This is a genomic window from Crateriforma spongiae (genome assembly GCF_012290005.1).
Classification (GTDB): domain Bacteria; phylum Planctomycetota; class Planctomycetia; order Pirellulales; family Pirellulaceae; genus Crateriforma; species Crateriforma spongiae.
Genome location: NZ_JAAXMS010000001.1, coordinates 15,296 through 41,284 on the forward strand (window position 1 = coordinate 15,296; position 25,989 = coordinate 41,284).

A 25,989-nucleotide genomic window follows, 5' to 3' on the forward strand; every position below is an offset into this window, starting at 1 on the left:
AACCGGTCGATACACCTAATGAACCGCGGATGTCCCTCGGTTCGATCTGCTGATTGACGCCTTCAAATGATCCGCAGCCATGCGTATTGAAACCAACCGATTCGGTAACCTTGTTCTGAACACCGAAGATCTGTTTCTGTTTCCACAGGGATTGATCGGTTTGGAAACGCTGCGGCAGTGGGCCCTGATTCCCGATCAACAGAACGACGCGGTGGCCTGGCTGCAAAGCGCCTCGCGCGGTGATCGGGCGATTCCGTTGATCAGCCCACGTGCTTTCTTTCCCGACTATCGGGTACACGTTGCCAGGCGTGAAATGGCGTCGCTTCACATGCGGCCCGGCGCCGAATTGTACGTGATGACGACGGTGTCCGGTCATGTCGGAAAATTGACGACGAACCTTCGTGCACCGTTGCTGTTGAACCTGGACAAGCGTCTGGGATGCCAAGTGATCACCAACGATGACCAGCCGATTCGGCAAGCGTTGCCGCTGGGCGCCCAAGGCCAGTTTGACATCGCACGCGCCGCCTGAATTGCGGGCAACGGTACGTCGCATTCTTTAAGATCCGAACGGGATCGCACGGGTATTGCTCGCCATCGGCGTTTCGCCCGGCGACGCGCATCACAATGGTCGCGCTGGTGACCCATCGTGGCGGAGTCACGATTGCGTTGTCCATTTTTCGGTTCGTCCCGACCAGCGTTTGCGGTCAACTCGCGTGGGCGATAAGGCCTAGCGGGTGGTCGAGCTGTCTGCGTGTGATTCGGCCATGGTTCAGCCGCATGCTGCGCGTGCCGTCATTGCTTCACCGATCGGACGAACCGAACGTTCTCTCGGTTCAAACCGCATCAACATGGTTGCAGTCGTTTCAAGGGGCGCGGCCGGGCGTTCCGTCAGAACCGGAAATGGTGGACCTTCAAAGGTGGTGGATCAATTGTCGCGCACTGTGCGTCGATAGCATGTCGTAGCGAGCGAGTTCTCCGGCGACCCCGTCGTTCGGACGGTCCGTCCCTGAGACCGACCCACAGGTCGAACTTGCACGCGGTGCCAAGACATCGATTCAACATGTGTTCGGTTTCGACGTCACGCCTTCAGTACCCTGCCCTTCATGTATCGAGGCCATCATGCTGGTCCTTTCACGACACCGCGACGAAAGCATCATGATCGGCGACGACGTCGTCGTGACCATCGTTGATATCCGTGGCGACAAAGTCCGTCTGGGAATCGACGCCCCGCAGTCCATCCCGGTGCACCGTCAAGAAGTTTACGACGCGATCCAACGCGAAAACAAACGCGCGACGCAGACCGGCAGCGGGGCGACCAAAGACGTCCGTCCGCCTCGGAACTGACGCGACCGTTGGGAATCATCCGATCCCCTATCGATCGGATGGAATCAGCGTTGACGAATCAGCCGACCGGGTCGATGCAATTCGATGGCGTCTGATTCGGTATTCCCATCGCCTTGCTGCGCTGGATGACGCATCGTTGCGCTCGGCGTTCGTGACGGATCGATGCACCGGAGTTCATGGTGATGGTCGCGTCCCCGAAGTGATGGGGCGCTACAAATGGATCGATTCCACGGGGACTTCCAACCAGTCGGTGATCAACACCCGCTGGATCAGCTTGTCGGGCAAATGCTTGACGACGACGTCCATCAGACGCGCGCGAACTTCGGCCTGCTTGGGATCTTGCAGCCACTGGACGTCGGCGGTTCGCAGCATACGCTCGGAATCTTCGACGATTTCCATTTTCATCTTTTCCAGTTGCTCGCGACCTTCCATATGTTTGGCCGGGTCGACGACCGCGTGCAATCGAAAATGATAAACGCTGTCTTTGTCCGTGACGGGTTGAAACCGGAAGTTGCCGATTTCGACGGCCGAGCTTTTCAAGTGTTTCAATCGGGCGACGCGGCTGCGCACGTACCCAATCACGGCGGCGTGAATTGCCACCATGATTAGGATCAGACCCGCAGCCCAAAAACGTCGAATGAAACTCACCTGAAAATTCCCCTCAGCAGTGCGTTGCTGCCGTCGATGGTCGCCGTCCTTGGGACTTGGTTCCCCGAAATCAAAGCTTCCTGCAGCCCAAGGCTAGGTCACCGACGATGACCGGCGGCCGAGGGACGAGAGAAATGAGTGGACAATCCGGGCGGTTCTTTCGACGTTTTGATCGCACAACCCGCATCGTCGCTACGTCCCCACCGAATCGGTGATGACGCGACGGGGCATTCCACTTCGGCAGACCTTTCGCTCGCGGATTGCCATCATGCCGGGGATGATCCAAACTTCCCCGCCATGAACGCTGCAAAAAACTCTTCCGCCGATTCCGGGGCCGACCCTGGTTCGGCGGCCCAAAATGTCGTCGCGATTCCTGCCGCCAACGGTGGACCCGCTTTTCGCTGCGGTTCTGGTCAACCGCTGATGCTGATCGCCGGCCCTTGCGTTTTGCAAGACGAAGACACTTCGATGCGGATCGCGGAGGTTTTGGCGGCGATCAATCAATCCGATCAGGTCAACGTGGTGTTCAAGGCCTCCTTTGACAAAGCCAACCGCACCAGCGCCGCGGCCAAGCGGGGCCCCGGGCTGGAACAAGGCGTGGAGATGCTTCGGCGGATCGGTCAGGCCAGCGGTTTGCCGGTGACCACCGACGTGCATTTACCCACACAATGCGGCGTGGCGGCTGAAGTCTGTTCGATCTTGCAGATCCCCGCGTTCCTCGCACGTCAAACCGATCTGGTCGTGGCGGCGGCGGAAACCGGACGCCCGGTGAATGTGAAAAAAGGCCAATTCATGGCCCCCGAAGACATGCGTCACGTCGTCGCCAAAGCAACCGGGGCGGGCGACGGCGGCGTCTTGTTGTGCGAACGTGGGACGTTTTTTGGCTACGGCCGTCTGGTCAACGACATGGCGGGTCTGGTCACCATGCGAAATATGGGTGTGCCGGTGGTGTTCGATGCCACGCACAGCGTCCAGCGACCCGGCGGACTGGGCGATGCGACCGGCGGCAACCGAGAGATGGTCGAACCGTTGGCCCGCGCCGCCGTATCAGTGGGTATCGACGCATTGTTTTTTGAAACCCACCCCCAGCCGGAACGGTCGCCCAGCGACGGTCCGAACATGATCCCGCTGGACCAGTTCCGCCCGCTGATCGATCGGCTGTTGCGATTGCGGCAGTGCGTCAACGAACTGGCGTCGATCCGCTAGCCTGTGACGGGCGGCCCATGCGAATCCGCTTGTCCGTTCCATTCCATCGCCGTTCTTTTCCACCGGTTTGTGCGTTTCTGCCGTGTCATTGCTCCGCCCCCTAAGCCTATTGCTGGTCGTCTGTCTGTTCGCCGGTTGCGGTGACGATCGAGATCTTGTGCGAGAAATCCAGGCCTCCCGTCAGGCTCGGGTTCAAACCGAATCAAAACAGGATCATTTGGGCGAAGCGTTCAGCTTGTTGCAGCGTTTGGTCGAATTGAACCCGACCCGGGCCCAGCAACAGATCCGTTTTCACCTGAACCAGTGGTTGCAGACCCGCGGCGACGTTCCGGCATCAGGAACACCGGAGATCGCGTCGACGCTGCGTGGCGTGGTCCCGCCGGAAGTCTTGGACGAACAAATCGGCGGCACGAATTTCGTCGGCGGCGATGTGAAGCACCTGCGTGATGCCTATCTGTTTCGTCAGATCGTCCAGTGGGTGGACCGTCCCGGCGAAACGGATCCGTTGTGGATGTCGTGGTTCGAAGACGGGGCCGGCGGATTGGACCCCGACTCGCTGGATTCGCTGCAGACCGCTTCGCGACTGTTCGATTGGACGGTGCGAAATGTTGCCTTGCAGCCTCGCGTGTTGACCCAACCGGCACCGGAGCCGCCACCGTTGCCCGAAGGTTTGGAGTTTCGCGGTGCCGGTTATCGGCAAAGCGATTACGAAACGATTTGGCGTGGCACCGGCGATGGACTGCAACGAGCCGGCGTCTTTGAACAACTGTGTCGCCAAGCCGGATTGGCCGCTGCCATCTTGGCGGTGCCTTCGGATGATTCCGGTCGACTGACGCCGTGGGCGGTGGGAGTCATGATCGGTAACGAAGTCTATTTATTCGAGCCCGAATTGGGGCTGCCGATCCCAGGGCCGGACCAAGTGGGCATCGCCACGCTGAAACAAGCCCGTCGTGACGAATCGGTGTTGCGGCGATTGAAGGTCCCGGGTTTTTTCGATTATCCGTTCGACAAGGCCGACGTCCAGCAAGTCACCGCGATGTTGAACCTGATGCCCGAGGCGGTCGCAACGCGGATGAAGTTGTTGCAGGAATCGTTGACCGGCCAGCGACGGATGACTTTGTACGTCGACGCCGACGATTCCAGCGAACGCTGGGATGCCATCGCGGGCGTCGCCGGGGCACGCTGGTGGCCGGTCCCGATCCAGGCGGAGATCTACCGAGCGGCGATGGAAAACCAGGCCATGCGAGACCCGTTCTTTGCGTTCTGGTACCAGTCGCAGTGGCTGATCATGGATGCCCAGGCGGAGATGCCACAAATGTTGTCTCAAGGCCGATGGCGACACCTGCACGGTGAATTTTCGGATGACGAAGACGATTTGACCGAGGGCGCGCGGACGCTGTACCTGAGTCAACGGGCTCCCGAGTTTGAAATCGCCGACTTGAGGATCGATTTGGAACTGCAAAAGGCTTACGGTCTGCGTCGGGAATTGGGTATGGACAACCAGCAGTTCGAAGCCCAGATCGCTCAGGTGCAAAGGTTGATGCGTCAGGGAAAGCGAACCGCCACCTATTGGCTAAGTCTGGTTCAGTACGACGACGGCCGCATCGAAACCGCTCGCAACTGGTTCGACAAGCGAGTGTTGGATCCGAACCAACCGACGCCGTGGGAACCCGCCGCACGGTACAACCTGGCTCGTACCGAAGAACAGCTGGGACAGACCGAGGCCGCCGTGAAGCTGTTGAAAACTGTCGGTGATCCCCAAGAACAGGGGAACCGGATCCGCGCGCGTCTGATCGGACGTGACTGATTTGGCAACCTCCCCCGCACCGCCGGATCGCCCCACGGTGGCGATCGTCGCTTGGCAAGCGATTGGAACGGTTGCCCCTGGTGCGGGTGTGCCCGTCGGCGGAATGGAAACGGCCGCGTGGACGTTTGCCACCGGCCTGGCACGCGACGAACGATGGCGTCCGATCTTCGTCGCACGCTCCACGCGGCGTTTGCCAAACACTCATCCCACCGGCGTGACCATCGCCGCCCATGTCGATCGCTGGATGCCCGTGCGACGTGCCGTGGCCTCGGCACTGTCTGACCGGCCGGTACGTTGGACCCCGCGGCTGATCTGGCAAGTCTTTTGCCTGGCGATCACCAAGCCGTTTCGCGCCGCCGATCCGATGCTGCGAAAACCGGATCCCAGATTGGCGAAATTGGATCCGCCGGACGTTTGGATCACGATGGGCGTCAATGCCGAATCGGCGGGCGTGATCGCCACCGCTGGTGATCAGCAACGGCCCTCGCTGGTGCTGGTGCAAAGCAACGAAGACCTCAATCCACGATTCGCCGACGACCCCCATTTCACGTCAAAGTATGGCGTCCAATCGGCCGACGTCATGTTTGCGATTCGCAACGCCACTCATTTCGTCTGTCAGAATCAATGGCAATGCGATCAATTGCAAAAACACTTTGGACGTGATTCTTTTCTGATTCGAAACGCCATTGATTTGCATCATTTCAATCAGTTGCGAGAACGTTTCGGGCCGACATCACCACGCGACGATGAATCGAATGCATCGTCCACGCTACCCTTCGACCAGCGTCCGGTTGATGTTTTATGGATCGGAAGATTCGAGAATTTCCACAAACGAATCACCACGGCAATTCAGATTGCGCGGCAAAGTCCGTCACTGAAGTTTTGCTTCATCGCCAACCCATCGGATCCGGCGGTCGAAGCGGATGTCCTTGCTGATCCGCCCGATAACGTTCGCTTCATCAGTCGGGTGCCCGCGAAAGAGATGCCGAACCAGTTTGCCCAAGCCAAAACGTTTCTTTGCACCGGAGATCCGCGTTACGAAGGGTTTCCCAATGTGCTGCTTCAGGCGGCGGCGATGGGGACGCCGATCGTGTCGTTGGCTGATTTTGACCAGTTTTTTCAGCGATCGGGGGCCGGAGTCGTTTGTGATGATCCGCGGAACGTGCCCGAGGTGCTTTCCGAATTCGTTACTCGACGGCGAAGCGTGGATCATTCGAAGGTATACGATTATCTGGAGACACATCACAGCGAACCGGTCATTTGTCGCCACCTGGCCGATTTGCTGGATCGCTGCCTTGACGACGTTCGGTAAGCGGTCGATACCGGATCTTAGTTCTGCCAACTTTTGAAAGGCCATCTCTGCCGTGCGATTTTTCGTCATCGCCCGCATTTTGCGGGAACTGTTCCGCGGTCCCGTTACCCCCGGGAAACGTCTGGAAGCCCTTCAAAAACTGGGGCAACAGTTGGTTCCGGGATACCGATTCATGTGGCCAAATCCGGACTGGTGCCTTCGCGAATCGTTCGACGCCTACCTTCGCCAACAAGGCGAAATGGACGGCTTCAACACGCACAAACGATGGATGTTGTCACAACTGTTGCGAATGACCTGGCAAGTCCCCGGTGACACTGCCGAATGCGGCGTGTATCGAGGATCGACATCGGTTTTGATTTGTCAAAGCAACCAGCGGTCTTCGCTGAATCGACATCACTATCTGTTTGATTCGTTTTGTGGGCTGAGCGCCCCTGATGCCAAACAGGACGGTGATTACTGGACCGAGGGCGATTTGTCGGTCAGCGAGCAAACGGCTCGCGATGCTTTGGCAAAGTTCGACCAAACGACTTTTTTGACCGGCTGGATACCGGAACGGTTTGGCGAAGTTGGCACCAAACGTTTCAGTTTCGTTCACGTCGACGTGGATTTGTACGAACCGACGCGACAGAGTGTTGAATTCTTTTACGACCGATTGAATCCGGGCGGCATATTGTTGTGTGACGACTACGCGACGGAATTTTGCCCCGGCGCCACACGTGCGTGCGATGAAGTCTTGGCCGACAAGCCCGAAAAAATGATCGCCCTGTCGCCCGGTGGTGGATTCATGATCAAAGGGTTGGAAACCGAAGCGGAGCCTTTCGCAACTTGAATCGCATCGTGGGCGGCGGATCGTTCTTCAGTGTTTGATCTGATCGTCCATCAATTCGCGACAGCGGACCATCGCCGGTTGCCAACGTCCGGCTTTTGCGTCATCGATGACCGACCGCAGCGCAGACGTCGCGTCGGTTGATAACTGACCGGCGCTGGCTTTGGTTTCGACTTGGTCTTGCAATTGTCCGATTGCGTCATCGTTGCGTCGGTTACACGCGTTGTACAACGCCATCGTCAAATCGTAGCCGTCGTCGGACAGCGGAGTCGTGCGAGGCCAAAAGCTGACGGCCAATCCGATCATCACGATGGCGGCAATCGAAAACCACAACCAGGGTGTCGACCAAACGGAGCGGTTTTGATTCACAGTCGACTCCAGTCGATTTGTTCGCGTTCGTTCATGCTGGACATCTCCGCCCACAAGATCAGATCGACGAAATTTGTGACGAAGCGTACTGATCCGTCGCCGTAAGCCACGTTGCCGCCGCCAACGTGCTGGCTGTACATCTGGCCGACGTGATAGGTCGGGAAATTGATCGGGTGGATGATGGGTTGCCCGGTGATATCCAATTCGCCTCCGGACGGACCGGCGTGCACCAACGTCAACGTCGCCGCGGCGTCGGCACCGTTTTCAGGCGACAGGAACTGTGGGTGCGTGAACGCCCCGGGCACGACACCGACCCACGTTTTTTCGCTGAGCGCCGATGCGTGTTCGCCGAAGAAAATCGTCTGGCTGGTGCCGTCGGTCACATCGCGAAATCGAGTGCGTGAATTTCGATAGAACGGGCCATCGGCAACGCGACTGGCGTCGCCGTCAATCTGTACCGTCCGAGTGGTGCCCTGATAGATATCGTCGAAAACGATTCCCACCGCGGCGGAACCGCATTCGCCCCAGCAGCTTTCTTGGCCATGGCTGGCCACGTAATGACTGCGGCCGACACGGATGTTGCGACCGGATATCGACAACGCATTTCCCGATTCATTCAAAACCTCGAAAGGTTGGTCACCACCGGTCGACGAGGGACACAGGTACATCGGTATGGTCGCCGCGATCGCGGCTTCGTTTTCCGGGTCCCAAACCGGTCGATCAAAGCGAATCTGATCCGCAACGGCGGTCTGTTCGGCGAAGGGCAGCAGCATCGATCCCCAGCCCCATCCCGAGCCCGCGTCCCAGGTCGTCGAATCGATGGTGACCCACGAGGGAACGCTTCCATTGCTGGTCGGATGCGATTGGTAGCCCGGTGGGAACTGCTTGAACGCCGAAGCGTAGTTGTGCGACGCCAGTGCGATTTGCCGCAGGTTGTTGCTGCATTCCATCCGCCGTGCCGCTTCACGCGCACCTTGGACCGCCGGCAACAAGAGTCCCACTAAGACGCCGATGATGGCGATCACCACCAGCAGTTCGACCAGGGTGAAAGCACCGCGTCGCGATTTGCGGTGGGTGGGAGCGTCATGCAGGCTGCGGAATCGAAAAACAGGAAAGATCATCAGGGCAACGCCAAAGCGAAAGGATGAACATGCGGCCGCGGTCACGATTGTCGCCCGGCCCGAGACCGGGGTTTAGCGCAAGCTAACATTTGCGGCGGTGTTGAAAGCCGACACTCTGATGGACTTTGAAAAAGCCATGCATCGTGCGGCTCCCTGAGTTAGCCTGTGCTAACTTTCTGAGGTGATGCTAGACCGCGCGGGCTGTGGCGGCAAGGGTGTGGCTGAAAAAATGTCGCACCTGGTTGAGTACGTCGTCCCGGGATAGGAGGACAGGTTCCACCTGAAAACGTCTTCGGCCCAACGGGTACACTTTATGGTTTTTGGCTGCCAGACTATGTCGCGCGGCGTTCGACATGCCGTCGGGCCAAAAAACAGCCGCTTTTTGGTTGGCGTTTGCTCCCGATTCCCGATCCAAATTCTTGCGATCCGATTTTTCCCGATCCTGTGACAGCGAACTCACACCAGCGGACCCGCGACGACCACGCCAGCGAAACGGCGGAGGACTATGTGGAAGCGATTGCCGATGCGATCGCCAAAAATGGGGTTTGCCGATCGGTGGACTTGGTGAATTTCTTTTCGGTGACGCATGCGACGGTGAATCGAACCGTGGCGCGTCTTCAGCGAGACGGTTATGTGACCACGGCGGCGTATCAGCCGATCGAATTGACCGAGGCGGGACGCCGCTTGGCGACACAAAGTCGACGTCGACACGCGGTGGTCTACGCATTCTTACGCGCGATGGGGGTCAGCGAGTCATCGGCCGCCGCCGACAGCGAAGGCATCGAACATCATGTCAGTGATGAAACCCTGGCGATGATGAAACGCGTGGTCGAAAAGGGATGGCCCCAGGCCTAGGCATGCTCGGTTGAGGCTAGGCTTGCTCGCTTGACGGATTCAGCGGTTTTTCCCACCGCTGGCCTTGTTGGGCGATCGTGAACTTTAGGTTCGTCAGTTGCTCGATGCGTTTGGTGTCATCTTGGTCGACGCTGGTTTCGACTTCGAAAATTCGACGATTCGGCAGTCCGCTAACGATCGATGCGATCAAGTACGATTCGTGTGACAGATCCGCGTCGGTACTGTCCATGCCACCGGTGCGAAAGGAACTGGACAAGTCCAGGATGGCTTTGTCCACGTTCATGACCTGGGATTCCGGGTCGCTGATCCACAGGACGACCTCGGCCAGAACGGTCCCACTGCGGTGATCGATTAGTTGGTGTTGTTCCAAGTCCAGGTGAGACATGGCGGACGCTTGACGAGCCGTTCGTGGGTAGATCGCAAACGAGTCGGTGCGAGTGGAGCGCCGCAGCATCAAGCTTTCACGACCCACCGGCGGACGATAGGTGCTGGTCGCCGCGGTCAGCGCCTTGGCGGTAATGGTGGGGGTGAAGCCTTGCCGCGACAGCAGCGAACTGGTGCGGGCGTCATGGCTGGGGACGCCAATCCCGTGACCGATCGGGGAAAGTCCCGCATAGCCGCACGTCTTGTCACGCAGCGGCCCGGTCAGCAATCGGGTGAAGCCTTTGCGGCTGGCCGCCGACTGAACCTCACGCAGCAGGTCGTCGCACATGGCCAGGCCCCCGTCGCCATCGAAGCAAATGGCGGCCAACACGGCATCATGGGGGGCCGCGGGGTCTTCGACGTGATAGGGGCCCAGTTCGCTGGTGAACGCTTCGTCGGCCGACAGAAAGTGGGCCCAGGCGTGGGGACGGTTTTCTTCGTCCACGGCGACCAGTAACTGGGTTGCATCAAAAAAAGTTCGCGCCAGAATCGACTGTTCGATCATCGGCACACTGACCGACGGCGGCGGGCCGACGGCGGACCAGTGTCGGATCCAAACTTCCAGCAGACCCGGCAGGTCCGCGTTACAAAATGTCCGAATTGCGGTCATGTAGAAGTCGGATTTGATGCGGTGGTTGGTGGATTGCCCAGCGTGTCAGCCGGAATTGACCCGACGGGGCCGTGTTGCAATGGATTCGGCCGGTTCGGTCACGATCTGTAAATTTTTAGCTTAGCCCGATTTTATCCCCGCCCGATGGGGCCGTTTGCGATGCCACGATCCAACAAAAATCGCCCCCACAAACTTCCCAGCGATCACCGTGCCCAGCAAGGCGGCATGCTGTTTCTGTTGTCGTTGGTGATCTTTTTTCTATCCAGTCTGTTGTTGTACGGGTTGTACGCGTATTGGCGTCGCGATGATCCACAGTCGCAGATGCCGCTGCCACTGACTTTTTTGATCAGCACGGGGTGTCTGCTGGCGATCAGCGGGCTCGTTCATGCGGCGACCCGGACCGTTCGACGACAGAAACGATGGCAGACCAGTATCTTACTGATTACCAGCAGCATCGCAGCGGTCCTGTTCATGTACGTCCAATTTCGATCGATGCGGACGATGATGTCGGGTTCCGATGTCGCCGAAGGGATCGGCCGCGGCGTGATCGGAATGGTGTTCGTGTTAGCGTTCTTGCATGCCCTGCATGTGGCCGGCGGGATCATTTCCCTGGCAATCGTTTCGGTGCGTTCGGTGTTGGGAAAGTACGATCATGAACGACACTGGCCGGTCGATTTCGCTGCCCACTACTGGCATTTCTTAGACGTGGTTTGGCTGATGATGCTGGCGACGTTTTGGATGACCACCGGCGGATTCGCTTAATCGATTTGCAACCGAATTTCTTCTTCGGCGTTCGCATTTCCGCTGGCCTGGAAATAAACCAAACGCCACCGGCGTGCTTGATCCTTATCGGCCATGTCGCGCAACCAGGGCAAAGCCGCCTTCCAATCCGCGGCCATGTGATCGCGGGCCATCTGATTCAGTTGATCCGGGGTGGCCTGGACGCCCTGACGCAGTCGTTCGTTCATCTTTTGGGTGCGATGAAACAACGATCGCTTCAACGCTTTTGCCTGGACGTATTGATCCAGCCATTGATCCGAGTCCGTCGTGGCACCCAGTTGCGCGTCACAGCGTGCCAGCAGGTACAGCGTTGCGACGTCTTTTTCGAACGTCTGCAATATGGGCAACAACGTCTCCTTGGCCTCCTGTGCCCTGCCCTGCTGCAACAGCGTTTTCCCCAGCATCAATCGCGCATCGTACAGTTCGGGTTGCAATCGAAGTGCTTGACGCAAATCAGGTTCGGCTTCCGCGGGGCGATTCAAATCGGTCAATAGCTGCGCCCGCCACATCAATGCTTCCGCGTCGTCGGGACGTCGTCGGATCAGTCGTTTGGCAATCGGCAGCGCGACGTCTTGGCGGTTTTGGCGTGCCAGGACTTCGATCAGCCCCAGTCGTGCGTTGTCAAAGTCGGGGTCCAAGCGTAACGCTTCGCGAAAGTACGTCTCGGCGGTGACGTAATCGCTTTGCGTGTTCAGCATTGCGCCCATATAGAACCGGGGCGTGGCTTGGCTCGGTTCGGACTGCATCCACTGCGAAAGAACGCCGCCGGCGGCGGCAAAGTTTTGCGTGTTCAGCTGGCCGATGGTCCACGCTTCAAACAACGCGTTCGTGTCGTCAGGGGCGCCTTCCAACAAACGCTGAAGTTTCGACGAACTGGCTTCGCCTGTTTCCTGCAACTGCAGCAATTCGGCTTCGCGGTCCAACCTTGGGAATTCGCCGGGTTCTGCGTCGACCGCCGCCAGTGTTTGATCGGCCAGTGTGTATTGCAGTTTCAATCGCGCGATTCGTGCGCGTTTGACGGCTTGTTCGGCTGGCGAAAGCGGCCAAACGCGTCGCTGTATGACTTCAGCGGCCGCGTCGTACTGCTGCGACGCCAATAGGTTGTCGTACTGTGATTCGACCTTTGCGTCCCAGCGGCCGATTCCCCACAGCACCGCGACAATCAACAAGGCGACCAGGGCGACGCCCAGTACCAACAATCGCCCGGGAGACGACCGCGGCTTGGTCGTGGGCGATTCGGGATCGTTGCCACGGTCGGCATCTTTATCGCCGGCAACCTGGGATGCTTGTCGGCCTGGGGGATTCCGTTTGCGATTCATCGGGGCGTTGGGCAAGCGTCACTGGGCCGCCGCTGGTTCGGCGGATTCGTCAGACGGAACAGGCCCGTCGATCGTGCGATTCATCCACCAAACGTACTCGGTTTGCGGCGTCATTTCGACGGTCAGTGGTGGAACATAAAGATCCAAATCGCCATCGCGGTCGATATCGATCAGTCGGCAGGTCGCCGCGTGGCACCGGTCGGTTTCCAAAACATGCGGTGCAAATTCCATGTCTTCGGTCTGTTCCAGCCACACGACCGACGGAAAGGAACCCGGGGGATAAGCGTCAACCTGATGCTGTGACAAAAGCGAACAGGCCGCGATATCCAAATCACCATCTTGGTCGATGTCGCCGACCGTCGCGGTGTACACCCCGGGCATGGGAAATAACTCGTGGGGCGTTAACGGAAACGTGCCTTCGTTTTCCAACCATCCGATGTGGTGAAACGGTTTGGCCATGTTGTCATCAAAGGTGTCGCCGCAGGTGTAAACCACATCCAGATCGCCATCTTTGTCCAGATCGACCACTTCGATCCCGCTGCTGCCGAGTGTCGGTGTGTTGCCGGTGTGCAGATTCTTTCGTTCCAGCTGCCCATCGCCACGGTTCAAATACAAGTCGATTGATTCGGCGTTCTGGGTCACCAGGGTGATCAGGTCATCCAAGCCATCGTCGTTGAAATCGGCAATCAGAATTTCGATGCATCCATCACGTGGGTCCAGGACCTCCGTTTCGAATTGTGGGATGCCGTTTTGGATTCCAGTCTGACGCATGATTTCGACGCCACCGGAGAAATACAGACCGAAATCCGCGATGATCAGGTCCAAGTCACCGTCCCCGTCGTAATCAAACGGCAGGGCGTCGGCCACCCGTGTCAGGCCCAAACGCAGTGCATGTCGGCGAAAGCCACCATCGCTTTGTCCCTGCAACCACCACACCGAACCTTGACGTTCATCTTGGGGTGCCATCGAACCCAAGTCGGAAACGACATAGTCCATGATTCCGTCGGCGTCCAAATCGGCTTCATGGATTCGTGACGGATTTCCGCCGCGGCCCAACAGCGTCGACGTCACGTCGACTTTGGACGCTTCGCCCGATTCGGAACGATGGAACTCCAGACGCTTGATGACGCCGGTCCACAAATCAGTCACCGCCATCGAAATCGCGTCTTCGGGAGTGCGTTTGTCGGCCAGCGGCAACGTCGATGACACCGCCATCAAGTCCTTTTCGCCGTCCCATCGCAGCGGCACGGCCTGGAACGTGGTGTCCAGCGATTTCACTGGTGGCGGAAACTGATATCCCGGCGGCGCGTCTTTGACAAAGTAGTCGACGATCGCCTGGTAATCGGGAATCACCAAGTCGTTGCGTCTGGATTGGTGATAAAGAGCGATCTTGTCCAGCACCTGTTGGGGCCAGTATCCGGCTGGCAAGTGCGTGGGGTCCGGCATCGGGTGACAGTCACCACAGAACGCCCGAATGGACGCGATGTCAGTGGGCGGTGCATCATTGGCGGCGACCCGGTGAAGCGGCAAGTCGTGCCGCTTCGATTGCGACGCGGCAACGAATGCCGCCGACGATGCACGCCGGTTGGGGCCTGAGGAATCGGACGCAGAAGGCCGTGGCAACGCCAACGTGGTGGCGGCCCAAACGGCAACGCCGAACAGGAAAAAGTTTCCGATTCGGCGTTTGGAAGTCCAGAATGCCGGACGAACTTTGGTGTCCGGCGTGGTGGGATCGGCGTGACGTGGATTCAAAGGTGGGTTGCCTTCGACTGCGCCGATGCCCGGCGATCAGATCGACGGTGTCGGCTCGTAAGGGATGTCTTCGATCAGGTCCATCGGTCGCGGGGCGACGTGCAGGCCGGCATCGCTGAGGATCGCATCGACGGCTTCTTGGCCGGCCTGAACGATACTTTCGCGGGTTTGACCTTTATAGTTCGCCGTGCTGGCGGCCGGGCCGATCGGACCGTCGAACTCCGACGAATCCAGATGCTTGACCAGTGCGACCAAGTCCAACAGACCTTGTTTTTCGGGCAGCACGCGGTCGGTCGGCTTCGCCGTCGATGCGTCGACCGAATCGGACAACGACGACAAACGGACGGCCACGATCTTGCTACCAGGGATTTCCGTAATTTGGTCCATCGCGCCACCGCCGATGATCCAATCAAAGGTGTCCAGCAGGTAGCCAATGTTGTCGGCGGTCGTCGCGGAGATCAACGCCATGAAGCCTTCGACGTCGCGAACGAAGGGGAATTGGACTTCGTCACCGGTCGGACAAGCCGAAAAACCGACGGCCAGTCGAATGTCTTTGGCGGCCAAAACACCGGCGATTTGGTCCAGGCGGCTTCGCTGGACTTCGAAGTATTCCGGGTAAGGCAACCGGTCGGTGCCCGAAGGGACACGCAAATAAGCACGTTCGACCTGCAATTCGGCCGCCAACTCCGTCAGCGGGTGCAGGGTGCCGACCTGTGCGGTGAACGCGTCATCATCGGCGTCCAGGTCGATGTCCAGTTCAAAACCACCAATTTTGATGTCGGCCGCCCGCAGGTACTTCGTGGCGTCTTCCACGCTCGTGCGTTGCGATCGACGCAGCATGTCCAACAGATCGACGTCCATCCCACGGAACGCGTAGGTCAGTGACAATTCGATCAATTCGCTTTGGCGGCCGTTGATTCCCAGGGCTTGAGGGGAAAAGTTTTTGAACATGGGCAAATGGGGTCCTACTGGTGACTTCTTTGTATTCGCAGTGGGCCGGCGGTCTGATTAAACCCGTCCGACCGGGATATTCATCGGCCCGCACAGTCGTCGGCGGGCGGGCAAATCGGCCATGGAAGCCGGTGGAATCGCCAACACGCATGGCCGGACCAGGCGGCGCGGCGACGGTCGTCCAGGACGATTGACAGCTTGAGGCGACCGGAGAGTATCGCAGAATCGCCCCGATCGGGCCAAGGGGCAATTGCCCCGGATTATGACAGCGGGCAAGATCGGCGGATCGGCCCTGCGGTAGCGCGCCGACCGGATCCACCTTTACCGAGCCTTCGCGAGTGACCAAGCCAGCGTCTTCGTCTGCCGATTTGCCGTCCGGCGCACGGTCCGGCGCATCGTCTGACCGGGCAAAAAATAACCCGGCGCCGGGTGATCGTCGCCCGGCACCGGACGCGGATCAGGCCGACCGGAAGGCTGATTCGTCGCGTCCGGAGGTCGTGTTTCTGGGCACCGGGACCAGTGTGGGGGTCCCCGCCATCGGCTGTGATTGCCCGGTTTGCCGCAGCAGCGATCCCAAAAACAAGCGAACACGCTGCGCGATCGTCTTTCGATTGCCCGACGGGGACCTCCTGGTCGACACCCCGCCCGATCTGCGGGCACAGTTGCTGCGGGAAGACATCGGGCTGATCCACGCGATCATGTTCACGCACGAGCACGCCGACCACCTGTTCGGGCTCGACGATGTGCGTCTGTTTCCATTTCGTCTGCACGCCCCCGTACCGATTTATTGTCAGGAACAAGTGGACGATCGGATTCGCAAGTCATTCGATTATGCGTTTTCCGATCGCGAGGAAACCCATCCGGGATCCAAACCGCGATTGGAACTTCGCCGCATCACTCATGATCCCTTCGAAGCGTTGGGCGTCCCGGTGACGCCGATCCCGATGCTGCACGGGCCACACTTCGAAGTGCTGGGGTTCCGCATCGGTGATTTCGCCTATTGCACGGACACCAACGGGATCCCGGACGCATCGATGGAGTTGCTGCGGGGCCTGGACACGCTGGTCATCGGTGCGCTGCGTTATAAACCCCACCCGACGCACTTCACCGTCGATCAGGCGATCGAAGTGTCTCGCCAACTGTCCCCCAAGCGGACTCTGCTGACTCATATCGGGCATGATTTGGATCACGGGCCGACCAACGAATCCTTGCCGCCGGGAATCGAGTTGGCCTACGATGGGTTGCGGGTCCCGTTGGTGGGCCTGTAAATCTTCACTCAGGTGGGATTGCCGAAAAAGCGCTTTCCACCCTGCCCTGCTCCCTTGCATGACCGGGTCCGCATCGAACGGACCCCACGGATGAAAGATTCGAAGCTGCGCCGTCAAATCGCGTTCGAGGCGGCCAGATTGATGTACAGCCGACAGGAAACGGAGTACTTCCAAGCCAAGATCAAGGCGTCGCGACGGACGGTGCGTGGCTGGGTCAAACCCGCCGACTTGCCCAGCAACGCCGAGGTCCGTGACCAGATCCAGGTGCTGACACGGTTACACGAAACCGACGCCGATGCCCGCCAAGGACGATTGGGGCGAATGCGTTTACGCGCCTTGTGGTGGTTGCGGCAACTGGACGCTCACCATCCCAAGTTGATCGGCAGCGTGCTGACCGGATCGGTCCGCGACGGCAGTGACATCGATATCCATGTCTTTGGAAATCATCCCGACGCGATCGCCGACGAAGTCGATTCGTTGGGGTTCGGCTGTCAGGTGGTTCGCAAGCAAGTGGTCAAGGACGGCCAACCGCGTGTGTTTACCCATATCCGCATCGCGGACGAGTTTCCGATTGAATTGACGGTCTATCCATTGAAATGGATCGGACATCGATTCAAAAGCAGCATCACCGGCAAAGCGATCGAACGGGCTTCGGCGTCGCAGCTGGAAAAGCTGTTGGTGTTCGCACACGATTACGATGCTGAGTCGCTGTCGACATCGCTGCGACAGATCCAGGGGCGTCCCGACCGTTTTCAAGTCTTCCAAGCTTTGATGGTCCCGCTGGAAAATGTCGTCCAGTCGCCACGCTGGCACCCCGAAGGCGATGCGCTTTATCACAGCCTGCAGGTGTTCGGTTTGGCCAAGGACGAAGCACCCTATGACGAAGAGTTCTTGTTGGCCGCACTGATGCATGACGTCGGCAAGGCGATCGATCCCGACGATCATTCGGTCGCGGCGCTGGAGGCTTTGGATGGCTACATCAGTCCACGCACCGCATGGCTGATCGCTCATCATATGGAAGCCCACAAGATTCACGACCACACGATCGGCGCCCGCCGCCGACGTCGTTTGGCATCGCATCCGTGGTTCGAGGATCTGTTGCTGTTGGGGGATTGTGACCGCGGCGGTCGCGTTGCCGGGGTGTCCGTCGATACGCTGCAGCAGGCACTGGATTACATCGAAGGCATCGAAGAAATGTTCGGCGGCGACCCGGTCCAGCCGTCGTGGTCACCCCACGACGCCGGCCCAATACGCTAGAAACATCCGCCACGGATCGCACGCAGTTTGCGACCCGTGGGATGTCCCGATCGCGTATCGTCCTTTGCCAAGGTCCGCCGATGACCCAAACGTCTGTCGACGCACAACGCTTCAACGCCAAGTTGGGGTTGGTTTTGTTTGTGGTGTATTTGTTGTGTTACCTGGGGTTCGTGCTGACCGGCGCGTTCGCGCCCGATGCGTTCGACCAAGTCTTGTTCTGGGGGCTGAATCTGGCGATCGTTTATGGGTTTGGATTGATCGTCGTGGCCATTTTGTTGGCAGGCATCTACGGCTGGTTTTGTCGTGTCGAACCGGACGATGAAGCTGTCTCGGCGACGGAGGATCGCTCGTGATTTACGACGCATCCGTCGCGGCAATCGTCGCCTTTGCGGCCTTCGTGTTGCTCACGCTGGGCATCAGTTTTTACCTGGGACGCCGTGCGACGTCGTCCGAAGGTTACTTCGCTGCCCATGGCCAGATCCCATGGGCGATCAATGGTGTCGCATTTGCCGGGGACTATTTGTCGGCGGCATCGTTTTTGGGCATCTGCGGAATGATCGCGTCGTACGGATACGACGGATTCCTGTACTCGATCGGTTATTTGGCGGGTTGGGTGGTCGCACTGTTCGTCATCGCCGAACCGATGAAGCGGCTGGGGCGATTTACTTTCGCCGATGCGCTGGATGCCAAGTTTCAATCACCCGGCATTCGCGCCGCGGCGGGCGTCAGCACGCTGGTCGTCAGTGTTTTCTATCTGATTCCGCAGATGGTCGGCGCCGGTGTGCTGATCCAGCCTCTGTTGGGACTGCCCCATTGGATCGGTGTCGTTGCAGTGGGTGCGGTGGTGATTGTGATCGTCGTCACCGCAGGAATGGTCAGCACGACCTGGGTCCAGTTTTTGAAAGGATCTTTGCTGGTCATCTTTAGCGCCGTCTTGGTGGCGATCGTTCTATCCAAGGGGTTGAAGGTCGACGATGGCGGATTCCAGTCGATCGGACCGCTGGATGAAAGCGAGGTTGCCCCCCAGCGAATCCAGACCGGTGACGCGATGATCGCGGGACGGACTGTGTTGACGCCCGATGATGGTTGGTCGGATGCCCAGGATTTCATTCGATTGGCGCGTGACGACAATCGAGGCTTCGATTTGTTTCGAATCGAACGCTCCGGTGCACAGGTTTGGTTGCGTCAAGCCCAGTCGGTTCGAAAAACGGACGCAGCGACGTTGATCGACGGGGCTCCTCTTGGACGCGATCCGGGCCAACGCGAATTACTGACCGGCGGCTATGTCAGTCGTTTGCCTGATGATCAGCAGCAAACCGGGCCACTGGGGCCCGCGGCCTATTTGGCGACGCTGCGTCAAAGCGAAGTCGTGCTTTGGAAAAAGACCAGTGTTTGGCACGATGATGAAACGATGTCGACGATCTACTATCCACAAGCGACCGAAGGTTCCCAGGTGCTGCGGCCGGGCGAACATCCACGCTTTCAAGGTATTCGTGGTGAAAGCTGGGTCGGCAAGATCAACTTTCTGTCGTTGATGTTGGCGCTGTTTTGTGGCACCGCTTCGTTGCCCCACATTCTGATTCGTTATTACACGGTCAAGGATGCCGCGGCTGCACGCAAAAGCACGATCGTTGGAATCGCGACGATCGGATTCTTCTATGTTCTGACGCTTTACTTGGGATTGGGCGCGATGACCAACGGGGCGCTCGACTTGACCAGCAACAACATGGCCGCGCCGTTGTTGGCACGCAGTTTCAATGATTGGTTGTTTGCGATCATTTCGGCGATCGCATTCACCACGGTGTTGGGCACTGTCAGCGGGCTGATCTTGGCCAGCAGCGGAGCCGTTGCTCACGATCTGTTGGAAGGCGTCTTTGGTCTGCAACTTTCGGGGACTCGTCAGGTCCGCGTGGCGAAAATTTCGGCGGTCATTGTCGGTATCGTCGCGATTGTGTTGGGGATTCTGTTCCAGGGCTTGAATTTGAGTTACCTGGTCGGCTGGGCATTCAGTGTGGCCGCCAGCGCGAATTTGCCCTCGTTAGTAATGTTGCTGTTTTGGAAAAGGACGACACGGCAAGGGATCGTCGCCAGCATTCTGGTCGGAATGTTCAGCTCGTTGGCGTGGGTGTTGTTGTCGGCCGATACGTTTGAATCGGTTTACGGTATCGATCCGGCTGGTGCGCCGACGCCGTTTGGCCAACCCGGGATCGTGACGATCCCCTTGGCGTTTCTGACTTTGATCGTGGTCTCGCTGATGACCGGAAATCGGTCTGGTGACGAAGCACCGGTTGCGGGATGATGGTGACAGCGGGTGTGCCGGTACGCCCGCCGGTTTCCTGTGAATTCAGGGCTGAAGTGACGGATCACCTCTCACCGAACTGGATCGATGCAAGCTTGGAAGCGACAGGCCACTGATGCCGCCGCGTATCTTTTGGTGCGGCTGTTGGTTTCGGTCGTTCAGGTATTGCCGGCCGACATGGGTGATCGAATGTGTCGGGTTCTGGCCTGGTTGTTGACCGGCCCGATCAAGATTCGCTATCGCGTCACGCGTGAAAACATCCGCCGTGTCTTTCCCGACGCCACCGAGGAGGAAGCCGCAGCGTTGATGCGGTCGATGTGGCATTCGCTGTTGTTGATGGGGTGCGAAATAGCCTGGGCTCAGCGTCGATTGCACCTGTGCAACTGGCCCCGTCACATTCGTTTTCGCCAGAACCGCGCGATGTTGCGAATTTTGTTGGGACGACGACCCACGGTGACGGTCACCGGGCACTTCGGGAACTTTGAAATCGGTGGCTACTTGATCGGGTTGATGGGCTTTCAAACCACGTCGATCGCGCGGCGGCTGGACAACCAATTCATCGATGCTTGGGTCAAGCGTTTTCGCAGTGCAAAGGGCCAGCACTTGGTCGATAAGGAAGGCAGCGCACCGGAGGTCGAACGGTTGCTTCGCAGCGGTGGGGCGTTGTCACTGTTGGCCGACCAACACGCGGGTGACAAAGGATGCTGGGTGAATTTTCTAGGCACCCCCGCTTCTTGTCACAAAGCCTTAGCGTTGTTCACGTTGTCATCGGGGGCCCCGATGTTGGCTGCTTACACGCGACGCATCGACGGACAACCAATGAGGTTCGAATCGGGATGCGTCGGCGTCGCTGATCCGGCCGACGATCCGGGCAAGGTCTGTGCAAGCGTGCAGACGCTGACTCGCTGGTACAACGCGCGGTTGGCCGAAGCGATCGACATGTCGGTGGAACAATACTGGTGGTTGCACCGACGCTGGCGTCAGCCGCCGCCAAAAATCGCCAAACGGCTGCAGAAAGCTGCGATGACACAGGCCGCATAGGCACGGTTGCGATGTGCGAATTGCCAGATGCCGATGACGGTGTGACGGCACCCTGCCTTTATCCTTCGGCCAGTTCTATCCGTCGGCCAGTTCCGCGGCTTTGACCGTGTTGTGCAGCAGCATGGCGATGGTCAATGGTCCGACGCCGCCGGGAACAGGTGTGATCGCGCCGGCGACTTCTTTGACGCCTTCAAAGTCGACGTCGCCGACCAGCTTGTCGTCGACTCGATTGATGCCGACGTCCACGACCGTCGCACCGGGACGGATCATGTCGGCGGTCACCAGCTTTGGGATGCCCACTGCTGCGATGACACAGTCGGCTTGGCGGACAACGTCGGCAAGGTTTTCCGTCCGGCTGTGTGCGATTGTCACCGTGGCGTTGGCCACGTCTCGGCCGCCTTCCGCGTCGCCTTGATTGGCCATGTTCGTTCGCTGTGACAGCATCGACGCGATGGGTTTGCCGACGATATCGCTGCGTCCGATCACGACGACGTGTTTGCCTGCGACGGGGCGGTCACAGCGATGCAGCAGTTGGACGACGCCGTGCGGGGTGCAAGGCAGAAAACGCGGCCGCCCCTGCATCAGCAATCCCACGTTGACGGGGCTGAATGCGTCCACGTCCTTCAGCGGCGAAACGGCGTCCAATACCCGTCGTTCGTCCAGTGGATCGGCCGACGATTCGGATTTGGGCAACGGCAATTGGACCAGGATGCCGTGTACGGTGGGATCGTGGTTCAGTTGTTCGATCCGCGCCAGCAGTTCGGTGCCGGTGGTGGTGGCGGGCAATCGGTCGACCGTGCCCGCAATTCCCGCTTTTTCGCAGGCCCGTTCCTTGTTGCGGACGTACACCTGGCTGGCGGGATCGTCCCCCACCAGGATCGCGCACAGCTTGGGCTGCGATTTCCCCGCCTGAACACGCCGGCGAACCTGTTCGGCGATTTCGGCTCGAATCTCCTGTGCGATCTGTTTTCCGTTCAGAAGCGTTGCGGTCATCGGTGGTCCAGCGACTGGCATAGTGATGAAGAAGAGCGGCCGTTATAGTTGACCAGACGTCGAAGAATGTGAAGGCTGGGCAAAGTCTGCCAGTCAGCGAATTTCGCGTCGTGCACTCACCATCGAATCCACTCGCGTTCAATCCACGCGGCTCGAATCCTAATACCCGACTGACATCCAAACTATGTCCACGGACGCTCCCAAGCTTAGCCCCGTCGAAGGGATCAAAGAAGGCAGCCAGTACCTGAAAGGCACCATCGGCCAAGAACTGCACGAAGATTCCGATCACTTCAACAAAGACAATTTGCAACTGTTGAAGTTCCACGGGACTTACCAGCAAGACGACCGAGACAAGCGGGCCGAGCTGAAGAAGACCGGCGGTGGCAAAGCCTATTCGATGATGATGCGGTGCCGGATTCCCGGCGGCCGATTGACGTCGGAACAACTGCTGGCCCACTTGGATCTATGCGATGAATTGGGGAATTCGACGCTCAAGATCACCACCCGACAAACGTTCCAGCTGCACGGCGTTGTTAAAGATGATCTGAAGGCTGCGATCGCACGCGTCAATGCGGTTGGATTGTCGACGCTGGCCGCTTGCGGCGATGTGAATCGAAACATCATGTGTTGCCCCGCCAAGCGGACCGGGCCGCTTCACAACACCATCCAACAATTGGCCGATGAACTGACCGTCGCCTTGGCACCACAGACGCCTGCCTATCATGAATTGTGGTTGACCAACGAACAGACCGGTGAAAAAGAACTGGTCGGCGGCGGTCCCGGCGAAGTTGTCGAGCCGCTGTATGGGCCTCGCTATCTGCCGCGAAAATTCAAAATCGGCATCGCTTTGCCCGACGACAACTGTATCGATATCTACACCCAAGACCTGGGCTTCCTGGCCGTCGTCCGCGACGGTGAAGTCGTTGGTTACAACGTCAGTGTCGGCGGCGGAATGGGAACCACCCCCAGTGCATCCAAGACGTTCCCCGCGTTGGCCAAGCGGATGGCTTTTGTAACGCCTGACCAAGCGGTGGATGTGGCCAAGGCGGTCATCAAAGTCCAACGCGATTATGGGAACCGCGAAGATCGCAAGGTTGCCCGTCTGAAGTACTTGATCGCCAATTGGGGCATCGAAAAATTCCGGCGTGCGGTCGAGGAATACTATGGCGGGCCGCTGCAAGATCTGACCGACGACGATGTGACCGATTTCGACGATCACATGGGATGGCAGGAACAAGGCGACGGCAAATGGTCCTATGGTCTGAACATTGAGAATGGACGGCTGTACGACAACGACCAGCGTCAGCTGAAAGCCGGATTGCGGGCGGTGTGCCAGCGATTTGCTCCGGAAATTCGCTTGACCAGTCACCAAAGCATCATCTTTTGTGACTTCGAAGAAGATCAGCGGGATGAACTGATCCAGATCTTGCGGGACCACAAGATCGTGACCACCGAAGACACCAGCACCGTGCGGCGTTGGTCAATCGCCTGTGTCGCGCTGCCCACCTGCGGTCTGGCGATCACCGAAAGCGAACGACGTCTGCCGGGAATCATTGATGGGCTGGAGCAACCTTTGGCCAAATTGGGTTTGGACAAGGAACGGTTCACCCTTCGCATGACGGGCTGCCCCAACGGTTGTGCTCGCCCCTACAACGCCGACCTGGCGTTGGTGGGCAAAGCCAAGAACAAGTACACGCTGTTCGCCGGCGGTGGTTGGCTGGGGAACCGTCTGGCATTCATCTACAAAGACTTGGTGCCCGACGCCGAGGTGGTCGATGAATTGGTGGCGATCTTCGCCGCGTTCAAAGCCAACCGCCAAGGCGACGAATCACTGGGTGAATTCTGTACCCGTGTCGGCCAGGAAGACTTGGCCGCCTTGGCTGCTGCGGCCCCCAAGCCGTAAACCGGCGATACGACCGCCCAAACCGTCCATTGGTCACAACTTTGGTTCCCTAGCGGGGACCAGCGTGTCCGACGGCGGTTTTGGCGTGCTGCGGCGGGCGATCGACCAACAGATCAGTGCCCAAACGCCACCCGCCGCCCATCCGGCCAAAACGTCGGTGGGATAGTGCACGCCCATATAAACGCGGCTGATCCCGACCAAGACGGTCACCAGTGCTGCCGTGGCCAGCACATAGACCCGCGCCCAAAAATGCTTCAGCACGGGAATGATCAACACACCCAGGGTCAGGTATACCACCGCAGACATCATTGAATGGCCGCTGGGAAAACTGCTGGTGTAAACGTCTGACAGATGCGGGACCACATCGGGGCGTGGTCGATCAAACACCCGCTTCAGCAACAAGCTGATGGCGATGCCGCTGGTGGTGGAGGCCACTAGGATCGCCGCCAAGCGTTTGGCTCGGTTGACCAGCAGGAATCCGGTTGCCGCAACGATCAACAGGGTCAGATTGGCGATCCCACCCAGGGCCGTGATGTCTCGCCCCGCTTCGCCCATCCACCGGGGGCCGATCGGAATGGACGGCGCGTCGCTCTGACGCATCAGGCTGACCGCCCAACGATCAAAGTTCTGTGTCGAACCATCGGTGACCTCATCGGCCAATTCGACGAATCCCCAGATGCCCAATACCACGGTGACCCATACCAGCATTGCGATGGGTTCGCGTCCGCGGATGAAGTGGATCACCCTCGCACTTCCCGTACGGATCAGTCGGGAGAAATGACGGTTTCGATCTGTTTTGGTCCGAGGATTGCCGCCCTTCATAAGTCTCCGAATGTGTTTCGTGCGAGGAATTTGATAACCGGGTATCGATTAACAATGGAACCGATGATGTCCGACGCGATCGCCACCACTCAGGCCGACACCGTTGCGGCGGCCGATGTGCTGTGGATTTGGAACCAGAGTTCGGGTCGGGGGTTGGATGTGAGCACCGCGCGTGCCGCCCAGTCCCAATGGGGCGGTCGTTGGTTGAAACTATCGCAACAAATCGATCTGGGCCAAGTCGTCGCGCGAGCCGTGAACGATGGGCTGCGCACCGTCGTCGCGGCCGGCGGCGACGGGACCGTCAATGCCGTTGTCAACGCGATCATGCAGCTGCCGTCGGAGCGACGCCCCGTTTTCGGCATTCTGCCGCTGGGCACCGCCAACGATTTTGCTCGGACGCTGGGCATGCCGGCGGATGTTCAGCAATCGGCCGCCGTCCTTCAAAACGCTCGAGTCATTCCTGGTGACGTCATTCGGGTCAGCGATGGGCGGCGCGACCGTTACTTTGCCAACGTGGCCGCCGGCGGAAACAGTGTCCGAGTCAGCGAACAACTAGACGATCAGACCAAGGCGTTTTGGGGGGCGTTCAGCTATCTGCGTGGCGCGATGGATGTGCTGCCCGATATGCGGTCGTACCACGTCGACGCTCGATCCGACGGTCATCGGGATCGGCTGGATTGTTGGGCCGTGATTGTCGCCAACGGTCGCACCAACGCGGGACACATCGAAGTCGCCCCGGAAGCATCGATTTGTGACGGGCGGATGGATGTCGTCCTGATTCGTGATGGCGAGGTTGCTGAAATGGCGAAGCTGGTGGCTTCCAATCTACTTGGTCGATTTCTTGAATCGGACCAAGTGCTGTTTCGCCAAGTCAGGTCATTGCAACTGAGCAGTGATCCGCCGATGCGGTTCAGCATCGATGGTGAAATCGACCAAGACGTACCTACAACGTTCGAGGTGATCCCCGCTGCAATCCGCATGATTGTGGGAGACGGCTTCGTCGTTCGCCCACCATCCTCGTCGCTCGCGCCGGCCACCTGAATGTTGGTCGCGAACGATCGAAGTCAGACGCGGAACGGCGGG

24 protein-coding genes are annotated in these 25,989 nt (G+C 58.9%); 15 read left to right on the forward strand and 9 right to left on the reverse strand.

The features are described 5' to 3' along the window. Positions 1-79: 79 nt before the first annotated feature. Positions 80-529 (forward strand): flagellar assembly protein FliW, encoded by a 450-nt coding sequence (fliW, locus tag HFP54_RS00075; RefSeq protein WP_145302435.1) that lies wholly within the window; start codon positions 80-82, stop codon positions 527-529. 590 nt (positions 530-1,119) lie between these two features. Beyond that, positions 1,120-1,344, forward strand: a complete 225-nt coding sequence (csrA, locus tag HFP54_RS00080; protein ID WP_145302432.1) for a carbon storage regulator CsrA — start codon at positions 1,120-1,122, stop codon at positions 1,342-1,344. A gap of 210 nt (positions 1,345-1,554) precedes the next feature. Here the strand turns inward: csrA and HFP54_RS00085 are convergent, their stop codons facing one another. Continuing rightward, a complete protein-coding gene (locus tag HFP54_RS00085; protein ID WP_196784360.1) occupies positions 1,555-1,992 on the reverse strand; it encodes a hypothetical protein in 438 nt (145 codons plus the stop codon). 297 nt (positions 1,993-2,289) lie between these two features. Between HFP54_RS00085 and kdsA the strand changes: the two genes are divergently transcribed. The 4 genes from kdsA (at position 2,290) to HFP54_RS00105 (ending at position 7,146) form a co-directional block, all read left to right on the forward strand. After that, positions 2,290-3,198, forward strand: a complete 909-nt coding sequence (gene kdsA, locus HFP54_RS00090; protein ID WP_168563631.1) for a 3-deoxy-8-phosphooctulonate synthase — start codon at positions 2,290-2,292, stop codon at positions 3,196-3,198. Between the two features lie 82 nt (positions 3,199-3,280). Further along, complete coding sequence (locus tag HFP54_RS00095) at positions 3,281-5,005, forward strand: tetratricopeptide repeat protein (RefSeq protein ID WP_168563632.1); 1,725 nt, start codon at positions 3,281-3,283, stop codon at positions 5,003-5,005. After that, positions 4,998-6,317: a glycosyltransferase family 4 protein gene (locus HFP54_RS00100; RefSeq protein WP_168563633.1), complete on the forward strand. Its 1,320-nt coding sequence runs from the start codon at positions 4,998-5,000 to the stop codon at positions 6,315-6,317. Before HFP54_RS00095 ends, HFP54_RS00100 begins: the two co-directional genes overlap by 8 nt. A gap of 52 nt (positions 6,318-6,369) precedes the next feature. After that, positions 6,370-7,146, forward strand: coding sequence for a TylF/MycF/NovP-related O-methyltransferase (locus tag HFP54_RS00105; RefSeq protein ID WP_146411215.1), 777 nt, complete (start codon positions 6,370-6,372; stop codon positions 7,144-7,146). A gap of 27 nt (positions 7,147-7,173) precedes the next feature. Here HFP54_RS00105 and HFP54_RS00110 read toward each other — a convergent pair whose 3' ends face one another. Continuing rightward, the gene (locus HFP54_RS00110) at positions 7,174-7,512 is read right to left on the reverse strand and encodes a hypothetical protein (protein ID WP_168563634.1); all 339 of its coding nucleotides are present in this window, start codon (positions 7,510-7,512) and stop codon (positions 7,174-7,176) included. Then, positions 7,509-8,633: a DUF1559 domain-containing protein gene (locus HFP54_RS00115; protein ID WP_168563635.1), complete on the reverse strand. Its 1,125-nt coding sequence runs from the start codon at positions 8,631-8,633 to the stop codon at positions 7,509-7,511. The genes HFP54_RS00110 and HFP54_RS00115 overlap by 4 nt, the downstream gene beginning before the upstream one ends. A gap of 444 nt (positions 8,634-9,077) precedes the next feature. On the opposite strand from HFP54_RS00115, the gene mntR reads away from it, so the two are divergent. Next, positions 9,078-9,488, forward strand: a complete 411-nt coding sequence (gene mntR / locus HFP54_RS00120) for a manganese-binding transcriptional regulator MntR (protein ID WP_146411224.1) — start codon at positions 9,078-9,080, stop codon at positions 9,486-9,488. Between the two features lie 16 nt (positions 9,489-9,504). On the opposite strand, the gene HFP54_RS00125 is transcribed toward mntR, so the two are convergent. Next, positions 9,505-10,521 (reverse strand): hypothetical protein, encoded by a 1,017-nt coding sequence (locus HFP54_RS00125; protein WP_146411227.1) that lies wholly within the window; start codon positions 10,519-10,521, stop codon positions 9,505-9,507. Between the two features lie 159 nt (positions 10,522-10,680). On the opposite strand from HFP54_RS00125, the gene HFP54_RS00130 reads away from it, so the two are divergent. After that, positions 10,681-11,283 carry a cytochrome c oxidase subunit 3 gene (locus HFP54_RS00130; RefSeq protein WP_145302406.1) on the forward strand — a complete coding sequence of 201 codons (603 nt, stop codon included), beginning with the start codon at positions 10,681-10,683 and terminating at the stop codon, positions 11,281-11,283. Here the strand turns inward: HFP54_RS00130 and HFP54_RS00135 are convergent. From HFP54_RS00135 to HFP54_RS00145, 3 genes are read right to left on the reverse strand one after another with little or no spacing between them, the layout of a single operon-like run. Next, positions 11,280-12,620, reverse strand: coding sequence for a tetratricopeptide repeat protein (locus HFP54_RS00135; RefSeq protein WP_168563636.1), 1,341 nt, complete (start codon positions 12,618-12,620; stop codon positions 11,280-11,282). The two genes, HFP54_RS00130 and HFP54_RS00135, sit on opposite strands and share 4 nt — an antisense overlap. Positions 12,621-12,638: 18 nt before the next feature. Next, complete coding sequence (locus tag HFP54_RS00140) at positions 12,639-14,372, reverse strand: FG-GAP repeat domain-containing protein (protein ID WP_168563637.1); 1,734 nt, start codon at positions 14,370-14,372, stop codon at positions 12,639-12,641. Positions 14,373-14,408: 36 nt separating this feature from the next. Next, positions 14,409-15,323, reverse strand: a complete 915-nt coding sequence (locus HFP54_RS00145) for a TIM barrel protein (RefSeq protein ID WP_146411236.1) — start codon at positions 15,321-15,323, stop codon at positions 14,409-14,411. Between the two features lie 497 nt (positions 15,324-15,820). Between HFP54_RS00145 and HFP54_RS00150 the strand changes: the two genes are divergently transcribed. The 5 genes from HFP54_RS00150 (at position 15,821) to HFP54_RS00170 (ending at position 21,188) form a co-directional block, all read left to right on the forward strand. After that, the gene (locus HFP54_RS00150; RefSeq protein ID WP_197137573.1) at positions 15,821-16,591 is read left to right on the forward strand and encodes an MBL fold metallo-hydrolase; all 771 of its coding nucleotides are present in this window, start codon (positions 15,821-15,823) and stop codon (positions 16,589-16,591) included. Positions 16,592-16,681: 90 nt separating this feature from the next. Beyond that, a complete protein-coding gene (locus tag HFP54_RS00155) occupies positions 16,682-17,848 on the forward strand; it encodes an HD domain-containing protein (protein WP_168563638.1) in 1,167 nt (388 codons plus the stop codon). Positions 17,849-17,928: 80 nt separating this feature from the next. Further along, positions 17,929-18,201: a DUF485 domain-containing protein gene (locus HFP54_RS00160; RefSeq protein WP_197136035.1), complete on the forward strand. Its 273-nt coding sequence runs from the start codon at positions 17,929-17,931 to the stop codon at positions 18,199-18,201. Then, positions 18,198-20,147, forward strand: a complete 1,950-nt coding sequence (locus HFP54_RS00165; RefSeq protein ID WP_168563639.1) for a sodium/solute symporter — start codon at positions 18,198-18,200, stop codon at positions 20,145-20,147. Before HFP54_RS00160 ends, HFP54_RS00165 begins: the two co-directional genes overlap by 4 nt. Positions 20,148-20,234: 87 nt before the next feature. Beyond that, entirely contained in the window at positions 20,235-21,188 is a 954-nt protein-coding gene (locus tag HFP54_RS00170; protein WP_168563640.1) for a lysophospholipid acyltransferase family protein, read from the forward strand. 75 nt (positions 21,189-21,263) lie between these two features. On the opposite strand, the gene HFP54_RS00175 is transcribed toward HFP54_RS00170, so the two are convergent. Then, the gene (locus HFP54_RS00175; RefSeq protein WP_146411249.1) at positions 21,264-22,181 is read right to left on the reverse strand and encodes a bifunctional 5,10-methylenetetrahydrofolate dehydrogenase/5,10-methenyltetrahydrofolate cyclohydrolase; all 918 of its coding nucleotides are present in this window, start codon (positions 22,179-22,181) and stop codon (positions 21,264-21,266) included. Between the two features lie 184 nt (positions 22,182-22,365). Here HFP54_RS00175 and HFP54_RS00180 point away from each other — a divergent pair, with 184 nt between their 5' ends. Beyond that, positions 22,366-24,084 carry an NADPH-dependent assimilatory sulfite reductase hemoprotein subunit gene (locus HFP54_RS00180; RefSeq protein WP_146411251.1) on the forward strand — a complete coding sequence of 573 codons (1,719 nt, stop codon included), beginning with the start codon at positions 22,366-22,368 and terminating at the stop codon, positions 24,082-24,084. 33 nt (positions 24,085-24,117) lie between these two features. On the opposite strand, the gene HFP54_RS00185 is transcribed toward HFP54_RS00180, so the two are convergent. Further along, the gene (locus HFP54_RS00185; RefSeq protein WP_315853818.1) at positions 24,118-24,828 is read right to left on the reverse strand and encodes a phosphatase PAP2 family protein; all 711 of its coding nucleotides are present in this window, start codon (positions 24,826-24,828) and stop codon (positions 24,118-24,120) included. 141 nt (positions 24,829-24,969) lie between these two features. On the opposite strand from HFP54_RS00185, the gene HFP54_RS00190 reads away from it, so the two are divergent. Then, positions 24,970-25,947 (forward strand): diacylglycerol/lipid kinase family protein, encoded by a 978-nt coding sequence (locus tag HFP54_RS00190; protein ID WP_235951158.1) that lies wholly within the window; start codon positions 24,970-24,972, stop codon positions 25,945-25,947. Positions 25,948-25,989 lie beyond the last annotated feature (42 nt).